The following is a 14,985-nucleotide window of genomic DNA, read 5'->3' as shown; positions in this document are numbered from 1 at the left end:
ATATTTACAAGTACGTGACATAGCGCACAAGCGAATGTTAATGTGGTAATCTATTCGTTAGTGTTTAACGAGGGAGTAGAGAAATGCAGTATCTTAAACAAGCTTTGCGTGAAGCGACGTCACCAACCAATATTAAGCGTGATTTAGCCTTGATGAATCGGTTTCAACGGGTGTATCTGGTCATTATTATGGCTGTTACGATTTGGGCCTTCGTCTATACAGGTGATTATTCATCATCAGGATGGACGAGTTTAATTACCGGGTTGGTATTGGCTTTTTACTTAATCATGTTAGCGAGTGGCCGGTTAACGAACTTTTTCTGGGGGCTCCTGACCAATGGCATCTGGTTATTAATGTCCATTCACAACCATTTGGTCGGTGACATTCTCAATCAAGGCTTCTTTTTTGTGATGCAGTTTGTGGGGATGGTTGCCTGGTACAAGCAGCTAGCCCAACAACAAGACAGTAGTCAGATGCAAGCGAAGCGTATCGGCCCTAAAATGATGGGATGCCTTGTCGCAGGGGCAGTTGTGGTTTATGGTGTCGTTCTAGCCGTTGCCAAAACGGCACATGGTAATCAAGTCTACCTCGACTCCTCACAATTACCGCTGGGGATGTTGGCACAAATTTTGGCAACGTATGGCTACCTCTCGCAGTGGGTTGTCTGGTTGTTAGTTGATGCGGTTGGCCTGTTATTATGGTGGAATCAAATCCAGGCCGGTGGGTCAGGCGCATTAGGGATGTTTGTTTTGATGATCGTGAAAACGTTCAATGCGTTTTATGGCATGTACTTGTGGTCAAAGACAACTGAATATTGAGATTAATTTCGTTGACATTCAACGGCTGAGTGATAAACTTATTAGTTGTAATAAGCGATGAAAGCAGAAGAATTCCGTGAAATCAGTCCAGCAAGTCACCGGTGATGTGAGGGTGATCTGATTAGCGTAAGGGGCACTGCTGGAGCACAATTTAATCCAATGAAGCTGCTAGGAGTTTTCCTAGAAGTAGGGTGGAACCGCGAATTATCGTCCCTACATCAATCATTTTTTATGGTGATTGGTGTAGGGCTTTTTATTTGCTCGAAGCCAACCACGAGAAAGGAATTTGTCAATATGAGCGCAAAAATGAGTGTGCAAGACATTATTTTGACGTTGCAAAAGTTCTGGGCTGACCAAGGCGCAATGCTGATGGAAGCTTACGATACAGAAAAGGGTGCGGGTACGATGAGCCCTTACACGTTCCTACGTGCCAATGGTCCTGAGCCATGGAACGCGGCTTACGTGGAGCCATCACGTCGTCCTGCCGATGGACGTTACGGTGATAACCCAAACCGTTTGTACCAACACCACCAATTCCAAGTGGTTATGAAGCCATCACCCGACAACATTCAAGAATTGTACTTGGATTCTTTGAAGGCCTTGGGCATTGATCCATTGGAACACGATATTCGTTTCGTTGAAGATAACTGGGAAAACCCATCAATGGGTGCCGCTGGTATCGGTTGGGAAATCTGGTTGGACGGTATGGAAGTCACGCAATTTACGTACTTCCAACAAGTTGGTGGTATCCAAGTTGATGCCGTAACATCAGAAATCACGTATGGTTTGGAGCGTTTGGCTTCATACATCCAAGACGTCCCAACGGTGTACGATTTGGAATGGGGTAACGGCGTTTTGTACGGTGACATCTTTAAGGAGCCAGAGTACGAACACTCAGTTTACTCATTTGAAGAATCAGACCAAGAAATGTTGTTGCGTCACTTTAACGAGTACGAAGCTGAAGCTAAGAAGGCTTTGGAAAAGGGCTTGGTTCACCCAGCTTACGACTACATTTTGAAGTCATCACACACGTTTAACTTGTTGGATGCCCGTGGCACAGTGTCAGTTACAGAACGTGCAAAATATCTATCACGTATCCGTAACATGGCCCGTTCAGTTGCGCGTGCCTTCATTGATGAGCGTAAGAAGCTTGGTTTCCCATTGTTGAAGGACGAAGCTTTGCGTGCGAAGTACTTGCCTGCAGATGAGGAGGAAAACTAAGATGGCTAACTTTTTGCTAGAAATTGGTTTGGAAGAAGTTCCGGCCCACTTGGTGACGCCCGCAATTAACCAATTGGTTGAGCGTGCCGAAAACTTTATGGCCGACGAGCGTTTGGCATACGGGGCAATTAAGCCTTTCTCTACGCCACGTCGTTTAGCAGTGTTGATTTCTGATGTTGCTGAAAAGGCTGAAGACTTCCAAGAAGAAGTTAAGGGGCCTGCTAAGAAGGTCGCACTTGATGCTGAGGGTAACTATTCAAAGGCAGCCCAAGGATTTGTCCGCGGTCAAGGGTTGACGACTGATGACATTACGTTTAAGGAATTTAACGGTAACGAGTACATCTACGTTACAAAGTTTGAGGCTGGAAAGCCAGCGGCTGAAGTTTTGACGGGCTTCAAGCAAGTTATTGAGGCGATGACGTTCTCAACAACGATGAAGTGGGGTCGTCACACGTTTGAATACGTCCGTCCAATTCGTTGGATGGTCGCATTGTTGGATGATGAAGTTGTCCCATTTGATATCTTGGGAGTTGCAACGGGTCGTTCATCACGTGGACACCGTTTCTTGGGTCATGATGTTGAAATTGCATCAGCTGACCAGTACGAAGAGGCCTTGACGTCAGTCTTTGTACAAGCAGATGCCGAAGCACGTAAGCAAAACATCCGCACACAAGTCGAAACGATTGCCAGTGATAACAACTGGACCGTTGTCGTTGACGAAGATTTGCTTGAAGAAGTTAACAACATCGTTGAATATCCGACAGCCTTTGCTGGTGGCTTCGATGAAGGTTACTTGGAAGTGCCTGATGAAGTATTGATTACGTCAATGAAGGAACACCAACGTTTCTTCCACGTTGTTGATGCAAACGGCGCTTTGTTGCCACACTTTATCTCTGTTCGTAACGGAAACGCTGAACACATCGATAATGTGATTGCCGGTAACGAAAAGGTGCTGGTTGCGCGTTTGGAAGACGCTAAGTTCTTCTACCACGAAGATCAAAAGCACGATATCGACTTCTACAACTACAAGTTGGAAGTGGTATCATTCCACGCTAAGTTGGGTTCAGTTGCCGCCCACACACGTCGCGCCAAGGCTTTGGCTGCCATCATTGCTGGTCGTTTGGCCTTTACTGATGATCAACAAGCCAAGTTGGCGCGTGCTGGTGAAATCTACAAGTTTGACTTGATGACTGGTATGGTCGGTGAGTTTGATGAATTGCAAGGTATCATGGGTGAGAAGTACGCTAACTTGTTTGGTGAAGACGCTGCCGTGGCCCAAGCAATCCGTGAGCACTACATGCCAATCTCTGCTGATGGTGAATTGCCTGCGTCAGATTTGGGTAAGGTATTGGCCTTGGCTGATAAGTTGGATAGCTTGTTGTCATTCTTTGCGGGTGGTATGGTGCCATCAGGTTCAAATGACCCATATGCTTTGCGTCGTGCCGCTTCAGGTGTTGTGAACATCTTGGCTGACAACAAGTGGGATTTGGATATTGACGGTATTTTGTCAGACTTGATTGCTGACATTAATGCCGATGCAGTTAAGTTTGGTTTGCCAGAAGAAGTGATGGCTGAGTTGCAAAACAATGTGGCTGCGGTCGTTAACTTCTTGACGGACCGTGTTGTGAAGGCATTGCAAGATGAGGGTGTTCGTCGTGACATCATCAACGCGGTGACGAAGAACAACTTTGCTGATACGACGCAAATGTTTGAATCAGCGCAAGTCTTGGCTGCCCACGTTAACGATGCCAACTTCCGTGAGGGTGTTGAAGCGTTGACTCGTGTGATGCGTTTGACAACGAAGAATGCAACGGATGCGACTGTTGACGTTGCCCTGTTCGAGAATGCAGCCGAAAAGGCATTGTTTGAAGCGGTTGCCCCAGTTGCAACTGTTGATGGCACGGATGCGAAGCTTGCGGCATTGTTGAACTTACAACCTGCCGTGGCTGCTTACTTCGAAGAGACGATGGTTATGGTTGAAGACGAAGCAGTTAAGAACAACCGTTTGGCAACACTACACGCGGTTGCAGATGAAGCAACAAAGGTGGCTAACTTCCTAGAACTGGATGTTAAGTCTGCAAATTAATGATATGAAAACACCCTGGATTAATACAGTCCAGGGTGTTTTTTGATTTGCAGTCTAACGGCTTAGCCATGCAACAACACGATCAGCAATAGCTGTCTGTTGTTGGGCGTTTGAAATTGTCGCCTGACCATCATGTTTTTGGGGCCCATAGCTGCCGAATCCACCGTGATTGCCACCACGAATTGTTTGATACCGAGTGTCTTTTGGCAACCAGGCTTTAGCTGCGCGATAATTTGCTTGCTTTAATACCTGATCTTGGCTAGCGGTCAGTGACAAAACGGCAAGATCGGTTCGCTTGGCCAAATGGTTTTTTTCTTGTGGATAACTGGCAAGTAATAATAGACCAGTGATGTGAGCCTTTGGATGCTTGGCTACGTAACCGCTGGCAACCACGCCACCCAAGGAATGGCCACCAATTACAAAGTGGTGGGCATGACTATTTTTGATAGCAATGTCTGCTTTGTTTTGGGCGATTAATGAAAAAGATAACGGTGTTTTCAACACGTAAACGGGGTAGCCAGCTTGCGCAACGTCCTTGGCCCAGATGGCATAGGCGTCACTTTGGACAAACGCCCCGGGATAAAAAATAATGGCCGTATCTTTTTGTCCAGTATTAGCTTTAGGTTTGAAGGCCCAATAGTCCGCCGTTTCGGTGGCTGAATGGGCTGCGCGTTGCGCGGTTGGAGTAGCACGGTAAAGGCCAAATACTTGCATGTAAGCGACAGAACCGGCTAATAGGATGAGGACAACGCCTAAGAGCATGAGCAGGCGCTTTGTGATTTTGGTAGACTTCATGAACAAACTCCTTTTGGTTAACTAGGGCTCATCATACCTTAATAGACGGATAGCTGTCAGTCTTATTTGCAATATTTTCCCAAAATGTTGGTAATAGTATTTCAATGAGAATTCAGTTAAAATAAACTTATAGTCATTGCGGGTCAAATTGTTGAGCCGTGACGTCGCTAGATATCAGAAAGTTGAGAAATAAATGGAAGTTAGTATAGGTTATTGGATTGGTTTCTTCGCCTTTGTTTTGGTCATGTTGGCCCTTGATTTGGGAGTCTTCCACAAAACGAACGCGGCACCAACCATGAAGGAGTCACTGCTTTGGAGCGCCTTTTGGATCGGTTTGGCCTTTATTTTTGCCGGTGGTCTCTGGTTCTTTACGGGTGGTGATCATGCCCTAGACTTTGTGACGGCATACTTGCTGGAAAAGTCGTTGAGTATTGATAACTTGTTTATCTTCATCTTGGTCTTTGGTTTCTTTGGGATTGAATTGAAGTATCAACACCGTTTGCTGTTCTGGGGTGTTTTCGGTGCCTTAGTGATGCGTGTGATTTTTATCTTCGGTGGGGCTGCCTTGCTACATCACTTCGCGTGGTTGATGTACATCTTTGGTGCCTTCTTGATTGTCACTGGGGTGAAGATGCTGTTCGAAAAGGAAGAAGCGCAAGACTTGAATGATAGTTTTATTATTAAGGGATTGCGTAAAATTCTACCTTTGAAGGAAGATGTTGCGGAACCACATTTCTTGGTAAAAGAAAATGGTAAACGTTATGCTACCCAATTCTTGTTAGCGTTGTTGTTTATTGAAGCTTCCGACTTATTGTTTGCGGTTGACTCAATTCCGGCTGTCCTTGCGGTGACACAAGACACGTTCATCGTGGTCACGTCAAACATCTTTGCTATCATGGGATTGCGTTCATTGTACTTTGCTTTGTCAGGAATTCTGCCAATGTTCCGATACATTAAGTATGCGCTGGCTGTTATTTTGGCCTTTATTGGGGTCAAGATGGTCTTGAACGAGACTGCCAAGGCATTGGACTGGCATTTCCACATTTCAAACGTGGTGTCATTATCGGTGATTATTGGTTTGTTAACGTTATCAATTGTTGCCTCAGTAATTGTCTCACGTGTCCAAGAACGTCGAAAGTTCAAAGCATAACCCTGATAAAGGATCTGTGTTAAAGACAGGTCCTTTTTTTATTGGCTGATGGTCGACAGCGCGTATACTGACGCTATTAACAAGATTGGGGAAATGAAGATGACAAAACGAATCATTACGACAACGCAGGCACCGGCTGCAATTGGACCATACTCACAAGCTGTTTTAAGCAACGGTACGCTGTATGCATCGGGTCAAATCGGTTTGGTACCAAGTACTGGTGAATTTGCGGGTGCGTCAACGATTGACCAAGCTAACCAGGTTTTTGCCAATATTGATGGGTTATTAGAGGCAGCTGCGTTGACACGGGCTGATATTGTTAAGGTGAACGTTTACCTAGTCGACATGGCAGACTTTGCGATGGTGAATGATATTTATGCGCGTTTCTTTCAGGACGTTGACGTGTTACCAGCGCGTTCAGCAGTTGCGGTGGCAACGTTACCCAAAGCGGCACGTATTGAAATTGAAGTCATTGCCAATAAATAAGTAAGAGAATTAAGCGACTGCATCTGTTGGTGTGGTCGCTTTTGTGTTACAATGAAAGCGTTTACTAAAAGATTATTAATGAATGAAAGCGAGATCAACCATGGCATTGGAAAAGATTTTATTTGGTACTTATACGCGACGTGTTTCAAAAGGAATTTACGAAGCTGCATTGAACACGGAGACTGGTGAGTTGCAAGATGCCAAGTTGGTTGCTGAAGTTGGATCACCAACTTACTTGGCTTTGAGTAAGGCTAACACATTGTATGCGGTTGATAAAAACGGTGATCAAGGTGGGTTGGCGGTCCTTAACTTCGCGGATGATACGGCAACGTTGACCCAAGAAGTTTTGGCAGAAGGTGCGTCACCTGCTTATGTGGCAGTTGATGAGGCACGTCAATTGTTGTACTCAGGTAACTACCACAAGGGAACGTTAGAAGTCTTTGCGATTGCCGCTGATGGCTCATTGACGTTGACGGATAGTTTTCAATCTGAAGGGTCAGGTCCTCGCCCAGAACAAGGCTCATCACACGTGCACTGGAATAATCTAACGCCGGACAATCGTGTCGCGGTCGTTGATTTGGGTGCTGACAAGGTGTTGACGTTTGACGTCTCTGATGCCGGTAAGTTGACGTTAGTTGCGACGTATGAGACGGAGGCTGGTTTTGGCCCACGTCACTTGCGTTTCAGTCCTGATGGTCAATATGCCTACTTGTTAGGTGAACTGTCATCACAACTTTCAGTTTTGAAGTACAATGCGGATGGCTCATTCACGCATTTGCAAACTGTGGCAACGATTCCGGCCGATTGGACAGAGCACAATGGTGGTGCGGCGATTTACTTGTCAAACGACGGTAAGTTTGTCTACACATCAAACCGTGGTCACAACTCAATCGCAGTCTTTGCAGTGAAGGATAATGGCGCCTCTGTTGCACATATCCAATGGATTTCAACTGAAGGAGATTTCCCACGTGATTTCGCTTTGAGCCCAGATGACGCCTTTTTGGTTGCGGCTAACCAAAACACGGACAATGTTACGGTATACCGTCGGGATGCTGTAACAGGCGAGCTAACGTTGTCACAAAAGGACTTCGAAATTCCTGAATCAGTGCGTGTATTGTTCATCTAAGCTTGATACAATAAAACCAGTACCAGTCGGGGTACTGGTTTTTTATATATGGGGGATAAAAGATGACAAATCGCGAGACGAAACAATCTGTCTTTCAACGATGGTTATTAAATAATAAAATCATCTCAAGTATGCTAATTATATTGCTATTGTTAGCGATTATTTACATGTTTGATAAAGTTAATTTTATATTTGAACCGATTGTGGCACTGTTCAGTGCGGTCGGGGCGCCAATCATCATTGCAGGCGTGTTTTATTATCTCTTGAATCCGATTGTGGATTGGGCGGAACGCCGGTATAAAATGTCGCGTGTTGCGACGATTACGGTGCAGTTTTTGGTATTGTTGGTCTTGATTGTATGGGGCTTAGCTGTCTTTATTCCGTGGCTGAGCGACCAAATCGTTGGTTTGATCAATCATTGGCCAGAATATTGGCGAGCTTTGGTCAAAATGATTGATCAGTTAACGGCTGACAAGCGCTTTGCTGATGTGAATAAGTGGTTTAATCAGACGAATAGTGATATTTCAAAATGGGTCCAAAATTACTCAGCTGAATATGCGAAAAAAGGCATTCATGGTGTGAGCTCAGTTGTTGGGACACTGACTTCAGCCATTATCACAATTGTGACGTTCCCGTTGATTTTGTTTTATTTGCTAAAGGATGGCCACCAGATGCCAAACTACATGGCTAAGTTTTTACCACCAAAAGCACGGGGCTCATTTTTGGATACCATTGGTGAGATTAACAAGCAAATTTCGAATTACATTCGGGGGCAATTGTCAGTGGCGTTCGCAGTGATGGTTATGTTTGCAATTGGCTATACCATTATCGGCTTGCCGTACGGCTGGCTAATCGCCATTAGTGCTGGTTTGTTGAACTTAATTCCGTTTCTGGGATCGTTTCTAGCGATGGTCCCGGCGGTGGTTGTAGGACTGTTCGTTTCGCCAATGATGTTGGTTTATGTGTTCATCGTCTTTATGATTGAGCAAACATTGGAAGGAAAAGTGATTGCGCCAAAGTTGCTTGGTAACTCGCTCAAAGTTCATCCAGTAACGGTTGTGGTTATCTTGCTATCGGCGGGTAATATTTTTGGCCTGGCCGGGGTGGTTTTTGGTATTCCGGGCTATGCGATTGCTAAAGTACTGATTTACCGCTTGTATAAGTGGTGGCAATTGAACTCAGGTCTGTTTCGAGATGAAACCAACCAGTAAAGACATTAATAAGGTTTTTTAAGTATAGCGCGGTCGAGGTTTTGTCCGTGCTATACTTATTTTTGTATGCAATAACGCATTGGGGGAGGGGAGGACCCGCCCTAGAAAAGGAGATTATCATGAGCACGAATCATATTGTATTGTTTGAGCCATTGATGCCAGCAAATACTGGAAACATCGCCCGTACGGCAACGGGAACGAACACGAAATTACACCTGATTGAACCATTGGGATTTAAGTTGGATGATAAGCACGTTAAGCGTGCCGGGTTGGACTACTGGGATACAGTTGACATTACGGTCCACGAGAATTTGCCAGCCTTTATGGCAACGCTTAAGGACACGGATGAATTGTTCTTGATTTCTAAGTTTGCGCCACGGGCTTATCACGAGGCAGATTACACGAATCCTGATCACGATTATTACTTCTTGTTTGGTAAGGAAACGACCGGTTTGCCAGAGCCATTCATGAAGCAACATCCTGAGAAGGCCTTGCGTATTCCACAAAATGACGAACATATTCGGTCATTGAACTTGTCGAACACGGCTGCCATTATTATCTATGAAACGTTGCGCCAACAAGGTTTCCCAAATCTTGATTTGACGCACGAATATGATTACGACAAGTTAAAGTAATAAATGAATAATTATTTACTTAAGAAAGGAGGCTGCGATGGCAGCGACGACTAAAAGACGTCCCGCCTCCAAGGCAAAAGCACGGCCCCGCAAAAAGCCGGCCCCTCGAAAAAAGGCTAGTAATGACACAATGACCTGGTTGAAGGATCGTGGGCCCCAATTCTTAGGCTTGTTTGCTAGTCTGTTGGCCGTCCTTGCAATTGCCAAAGTTGGTTTGGTGGGTAAGTTTATTGCCAATATGGTGCGCCTGATTGTTGGTGGCTCATACCAATTTTTGCTACTGGTCTTGCTCGTGCCATTTCTCGTGGTGCTTGCCTATGGCCAGTGGCCACGACGTTTTAAGTGGCAACATTATGTTGGCTTTGGCCTATTTTATCTAGGTATCATGTTGGTCGGATCAATTTTGTTGTTCAACAAGATGAACGTCCACAACAACTATACGCAGGTTATTCAGACATTGATTAATCAAGATCTCAATAATCATGCTGTCACGACACCCGTTGGTGGTGGCTTAATTGGGGCGGTGTTATACAGCGCAACTTACATAGCATCGTCTAATTTTGGTTCATGGTTAATTGCCATTGTGTTGTTAATTATCGGCTTAGTGGTGATGTTTAACTTACCATTGCGCGAGGTCTTTGATAACTTCTTTAAGTTAGCTGAAGGTACAGGTGACTTTGTGCAAACGCAGGCGACGACAGCACATGAAAAGGTCACGGAGTCAATTGAAGGGTTCCGCGATCGACAGCGTACGGCGATGAATGATTTCTTCAATGATGACCCGTTTGCGTCGGAGAGTGATAAAGCAGCTAAGTTAGCTGGTGTTGTGCCGGAAGCGGATGCTAGTCAACCCGTTAAATTGGCAACGAGGAAAGCAAAGTCACCACAAGATGTGTTGGCGGATGCTGCTGAGGCTGAAGCGACGGCGACAGAGTTCAAGATGCCAGAAATTGTGGCCCCTATGCCACATCATGAAACGACACCAACGGTACCGGCGCCAGTTACGCCTAGTGCAACTGCGCCAGCGCCTGAACCTGATTTGACCCAAGTGCCTATACCATCGCTTGATGATGCACCAGCGGCGTCAATGAGTTTTGACCCTGATTTCGATCCGAATGCGGTCATTCAGTCAGAACATGAAGAAATTGCACCGGTTGTCTTTGGTGCGGACTTACCGGATGACGACTTACTACCGGGACAAGAAACGCCATTGACGCACGCAGATATCTTGGGTCACAGCAATCAAGCAACATCACCAAAGACACAAGCGCATCAAGCCGGTGTCGGGCACGTCGAACCGTCAACAATCACAGAACCCAAGGCAGATGTTGATGCGTCAGGGTTGGTGACGGTGATTGATGATAAGGATTACGTCTTACCAACCACTGAGTTGTTGCAACACATTGGGTCAACCGACCAATCTGCTGAACGTGATGCGCTAAATGAAAAGGCGCGTATTTTACATGAAACATTGAAGAGCTTTAACATCAATGCCACGGTTGAAAAGGTTGTGTTGGGACCAACGGTAACCCAATATGAAATTAAACCAGCAGTTGGTGTCAAGGTGTCGAAGATTCAAAACTTAGCTGACGATTTGGCGCTCGCCCTAGCGGCAAAGTCACTGCGTATTGAGGCACCAATTCCAGGTAAAAACGTCGTTGGTATTGAAGTGGCGAATGACCAACAGGCAACGGTTGGTTTCCGGGACATGGTTGAAGAAGCTGGTGTCGATACGGAGAAACCATTGGTTGTACCAATTGGTCGCGGCGTCACAAGTGGTGTCGTGAAGTTGGACTTGACGAAGATGCCACACTTGCTGATCGCCGGTTCAACTGGATCAGGTAAGTCAGTGGCGATTAACGGTATCTTGGCGTCAATTTTGCTACAAGCAAAGCCGTCACAGGTCCGTTTGATGCTGGTGGACCCCAAGAAGGTTGAGTTGTCAGTCTATAATGATATTCCCCACCTGATTACACCGGTGATTTCGGATCCAAAGAAGGCGTCGCTCGGTTTGAAGAAAGTGGTCGCTGAAATGGACCGCCGTTTCAAGCTGTTAGCCGAAGAAGGTGTTCGTAACATTGATGGGTATAATCGGTTTGTTGAAAAACAAAATGCGAGCGACCCAAGTACAGTGTTGCAAAAGATGCCTTATTTGGTTGTTATCATCGACGAATTGGCCGATTTGATGATGACATCAACGGTGTCTGGCGATGTCGAAAATGCGATTGTGCGTATTGCACAACTTGGGCGTGCAGCGGGAATCCATATGATTGTCGCAACGCAACGGCCATCCGTTGATATCATTACTGGTTTGATCAAAGCGAACGTACCATCACGTATGGCGTTTGCCGTGTCATCCGGGGTTGATTCACGGACGATTTTGGATAGTAACGGGGCTGAAAAGTTGTTAGGTCGTGGTGATATGCTGTTCGCGCCAATTGGTTCGAACGGACCACAACGTGTGCAAGGCGCGTTCTTGACGGATGAAGACGTGGAAGCGTTGACGGACTTTATTAAGAATCAAGGTGAAGCGCAGTACGATGACAGCATGACGGTTTCCGATGAAGAAGTGCAAGCGCTTGAAAATGGTGGTGATGGTGCCGACGATTTGGATGAAAAATGGGACGAAGTACTCGAATTTATCCTTCGTGCCGGCGGTGCCTCAACTTCATCAATTCAGCGTCACTTTGGCATGGGGTACAATCGTGCTGGTCGTATCGTGGATGCGTTGGAAGATCGTGGACTGGTTGGACCAGCAAATGGTTCTAAGCCACGTGAATTGCGTTTTACACCCGAAATGCTTGACCGATTCCGTAAAAACGCGTGATAATAGCGCTAAAGAAAATTAATCAGGGGGCAATCCAATGATTCGCTATGATTTAACAGCGCCATTGCAGGGCACAGAGCTTGTTGCAATGTACCGCAAGGATTTCGACGTTGATGTCGGTCGTTTATATACTTTTATTCCTGAGTTGAATGGGTTCCAATTGCACTACGATCACGATGTGGTTGTGCCAGCTACGGAAATGCGCGCTGATGATGATGCCCGTTTCTACTTGCAAGTGCATGGTCAAAACCCAACCGGTCGCGGGCGCATGGCGGATATTGATTTCCAACTTGTCCAACGTGACGAAATTAACTGGGGTTAAACTTGAAACGTCTACTGTGTGATGACAGTGGACGTTTTTTTGTTGCCGAAATTCGGAAAATCTCAACTAAATATTAAGAACGGCCCATATGCGATAAAAATTAGGTACAATGTCAGTAACAGAATATAGGATGGGGACAGTGATGATTGAATTAACACATCTGAACAAGCAGTTTGGTGATAAAATTGCGGTTCAGGATATGAATATGCGTCTGAATCCTGGTGAAGTCATGGGGCTTATTGGCCAAAACGGGGCTGGTAAGACGACGACTTTTCGCATGATTTTGGATTTTATTGAGCCGACCTCGGGTGCGGTGACCTGGGATGGTCATGCCATTACCGCGACAGACAAGCAGCGCATCGGCTTTTTGCCTGAAGAGCGTGGCTTATATCAGAAATTGACGATTGAAGAACAAGTCATGTATTTTGCCGAGTTACATGGGATGAAACGGTCTGATGCCAAATCAGCCTTAGTCGATTGGATGAAACGTCTTGATGTGGTGGGTAAGCCAAGTGACAAGGTGCAAAAACTATCGAAGGGTAATGCACAAAAAGTACAATTGATTGCGACAGTCATTTTCGAACCGGATTTTTTGATTTTAGACGAACCGTTTACGGGGTTGGACCCGGTCAATACGGAGTTGATGATGCAAGAAATTATGCGCCTGAAGCATGAGGGGGCCATGATTATTTTTAGTTCACACAATATGAGCGGTGTCGAAAAATTGTCTGATCAACTGACGATGCTCCGTCATGGTGAGACGGTGTTGCACGGTGACACCAATGCAATCCGCGAATCGTTTGGGCGAACTGAAATTTATTTGGAGTCACCGGCTACGGATGCTGAGTTGCGTGAGATTGCCGGCGTGAAAAGTATTACGCCACAGGGACCTGGCCGTCATCTGCAATTAACTGACGCAGCGGTTGGCCGCGAAGTCTTTCAGTTGGTTGCCCAAGATGGGTATGTGCCAGTCTTTGCGCAACAACCACCGACATTGGACGAAATTTTCCGTCGCGAAGTACAAGGAGGGCAAGCATAATGACAGCCAAGCAGTTAATGTTAGTCGCCCGTCAGACGTATAAAACGCGGATTAAGTCGGTCGGCTTTTGGTCATTGGTCTTAGCACCAATGCTAATTTTGTTAGTGATTGCTGGTATTTCGTTTATTATTACCGCCACTCAGAGTCATAAGACACCTGTTGTGGGGGTAGTGAATGAACCAGCCTTAGCGACATATTTAAAAAAAGATGATGCCTTTGACATCAAAGTTAAAAATGTGACTGACGAAAAACAGGCAAAGCGAGAATTGACAAAAGGGAAGCTGGATGCCTATTTAGCAACTGCCAATCAAAAGTATGAATTGGTGAATTCTGCAGATGGGCAATCTGTTTCTGAAACAAAAATGAAGGCGTCACTGAATACGTACACGATGCTGGCGAAAGCGTCGGCAATGAAGTTGTCACCAACTGAACTACAGACATTGATGACGCCACCAACTTTGACCACGAAAGTTCAAAGTGACAAGGGTGAAACCCGTGGCGGTGCCGCAGCGGATACAGCTAATTATGCCTTGGCCTCAGCTTTAGGAATTTTGATTTTCGTGTTCTTGACGTCATACGTCAGCATGATTGCACAAGAAATAGCGAATGAGAAGTCATCACGTATTATGGAAATCTTGCTATCCGCAACGTCACCAGCGGTGCAGTTTTTCGGTAAGCTAACCGGAATTGCTTTGTTAGCGATTACTCATGCGGCCTTGTACGTGGTAGCAGGGTTAGTTGTGAACGTGTTTGCGCCACATTATAAGTATTTAAAGATGGTTAAGAGCCTACTGGCCGGTGTTGATATGGGCTTCGCCATTATGTCGTTGTTGCTTGCTCTGGTAGCCATCTTCATGTACATGGTTTTGACGGCGATTCTGGCGGCAATGGTTAATGACCAGAGTCAGGTGCAACAAGCTGTTGCGCCAATGACTTACGTCGCCATGATTGGGTACGTCTTGACGTTTACGTTGTCAGGTCAACCGCACAATACGTTCTTGAACGTCTTGTCATTCGTGCCATTTATTTCTCAAACCTTGATGCCAGCTCGGTTGGGACTGCAATATGCAACGATGGGGGATGCCGCCATTGCATTGGTATTAGAATTAATTGTTTTGATTTTCCTAAGCCGGTTTGGTTTGCGTGTTTATAAGCGCAACGTGCTGACTTACAGTGATGGTAATATCACTAAGGCGGCTTTAAGCAGCTTGAAGGGATTGTTTGTCAAAACGAAGGATTAAACAAAAAAGGAAGTGCGTCAATATTGAC

Annotated in this window: 13 protein-coding genes; 12 read left to right on the top strand and 1 reads right to left on the bottom strand. The window is 45.7% G+C overall.

Translation table 11 applies throughout. The features are described 5' to 3' along the window. The first annotated feature begins 83 nt into the window (after nucleotides 1–83). The 3 genes from pnuC to glyS all read left to right on the top strand — a co-directional run bounded on the left by pnuC (nucleotide 84) and on the right by glyS (nucleotide 4,125). Nucleotides 84–818: a nicotinamide riboside transporter PnuC gene (pnuC, locus tag ESE_RS0106305; protein WP_010372962.1), complete on the top strand. Its 735-nt coding sequence runs from the start codon at nucleotides 84–86 to the stop codon at nucleotides 816–818. A 294-nt stretch (nucleotides 819–1,112) separates the two neighbouring features. Further along, nucleotides 1,113–2,039: a glycine--tRNA ligase subunit alpha gene (gene glyQ, locus ESE_RS0106300; RefSeq protein WP_003610409.1), complete on the top strand. Its 927-nt coding sequence runs from the start codon at nucleotides 1,113–1,115 to the stop codon at nucleotides 2,037–2,039. Between the two features lies 1 nt (nucleotide 2,040). After that, nucleotides 2,041–4,125, top strand: coding sequence for a glycine--tRNA ligase subunit beta (gene glyS / locus ESE_RS0106295; RefSeq protein ID WP_010372956.1), 2,085 nt, complete (start codon nucleotides 2,041–2,043; stop codon nucleotides 4,123–4,125). A gap of 54 nt (nucleotides 4,126–4,179) precedes the next feature. Here glyS and ESE_RS0106290 read toward each other — a convergent pair whose 3' ends face one another. Next, nucleotides 4,180–4,920: an alpha/beta hydrolase gene (locus tag ESE_RS0106290; protein ID WP_010372953.1), complete on the bottom strand. Its 741-nt coding sequence runs from the start codon at nucleotides 4,918–4,920 to the stop codon at nucleotides 4,180–4,182. Between the two features lie 193 nt (nucleotides 4,921–5,113). On the opposite strand from ESE_RS0106290, the gene ESE_RS0106285 reads away from it, so the two are divergent. The 9 genes from ESE_RS0106285 to ESE_RS0106245 all read left to right on the top strand — a co-directional run bounded on the left by ESE_RS0106285 (nucleotide 5,114) and on the right by ESE_RS0106245 (nucleotide 14,957). Continuing rightward, nucleotides 5,114–6,070: a TerC family protein gene (locus ESE_RS0106285; RefSeq protein WP_010372950.1), complete on the top strand. Its 957-nt coding sequence runs from the start codon at nucleotides 5,114–5,116 to the stop codon at nucleotides 6,068–6,070. Nucleotides 6,071–6,169: 99 nt separating this feature from the next. Then, nucleotides 6,170–6,556 carry a Rid family detoxifying hydrolase gene (locus ESE_RS0106280; protein ID WP_010372947.1) on the top strand — a complete coding sequence of 129 codons (387 nt, stop codon included), beginning with the start codon at nucleotides 6,170–6,172 and terminating at the stop codon, nucleotides 6,554–6,556. A gap of 100 nt (nucleotides 6,557–6,656) precedes the next feature. Next, nucleotides 6,657–7,682 (top strand): lactonase family protein, encoded by a 1,026-nt coding sequence (locus ESE_RS0106275; protein ID WP_010372944.1) that lies wholly within the window; start codon nucleotides 6,657–6,659, stop codon nucleotides 7,680–7,682. Between the two features lie 62 nt (nucleotides 7,683–7,744). Continuing rightward, complete coding sequence (locus tag ESE_RS0106270; RefSeq protein WP_010372941.1) at nucleotides 7,745–8,893, top strand: AI-2E family transporter; 1,149 nt, start codon at nucleotides 7,745–7,747, stop codon at nucleotides 8,891–8,893. Between the two features lie 119 nt (nucleotides 8,894–9,012). Continuing rightward, the gene (locus ESE_RS0106265) at nucleotides 9,013–9,528 is read left to right on the top strand and encodes a tRNA (cytidine(34)-2'-O)-methyltransferase (protein ID WP_010372936.1); all 516 of its coding nucleotides are present in this window, start codon (nucleotides 9,013–9,015) and stop codon (nucleotides 9,526–9,528) included. Between the two features lie 37 nt (nucleotides 9,529–9,565). Beyond that, nucleotides 9,566–12,355, top strand: a complete 2,790-nt coding sequence (locus ESE_RS0106260; protein ID WP_010372933.1) for an FtsK/SpoIIIE family DNA translocase — start codon at nucleotides 9,566–9,568, stop codon at nucleotides 12,353–12,355. Between the two features lie 37 nt (nucleotides 12,356–12,392). Next, nucleotides 12,393–12,677 carry a hypothetical protein gene (locus ESE_RS0106255; RefSeq protein WP_010372929.1) on the top strand — a complete coding sequence of 95 codons (285 nt, stop codon included), beginning with the start codon at nucleotides 12,393–12,395 and terminating at the stop codon, nucleotides 12,675–12,677. A gap of 142 nt (nucleotides 12,678–12,819) precedes the next feature. After that, nucleotides 12,820–13,716, top strand: coding sequence for an ABC transporter ATP-binding protein (locus ESE_RS0106250; RefSeq protein WP_010372926.1), 897 nt, complete (start codon nucleotides 12,820–12,822; stop codon nucleotides 13,714–13,716). Continuing rightward, complete coding sequence (locus tag ESE_RS0106245) at nucleotides 13,716–14,957, top strand: ABC transporter permease (RefSeq protein ID WP_010372923.1); 1,242 nt, start codon at nucleotides 13,716–13,718, stop codon at nucleotides 14,955–14,957. The genes ESE_RS0106250 and ESE_RS0106245 overlap by 1 nt, the downstream gene beginning before the upstream one ends. Nucleotides 14,958–14,985: the final 28 nt, after the last annotated feature.

The organism is Weissella cibaria KACC 11862, assembly GCF_000193635.1.
Classification (GTDB): Bacteria; Bacillota; Bacilli; order Lactobacillales; family Lactobacillaceae; genus Weissella; species Weissella cibaria.
This window is presented reverse-complemented; position numbering and strand designations above follow the sequence as displayed.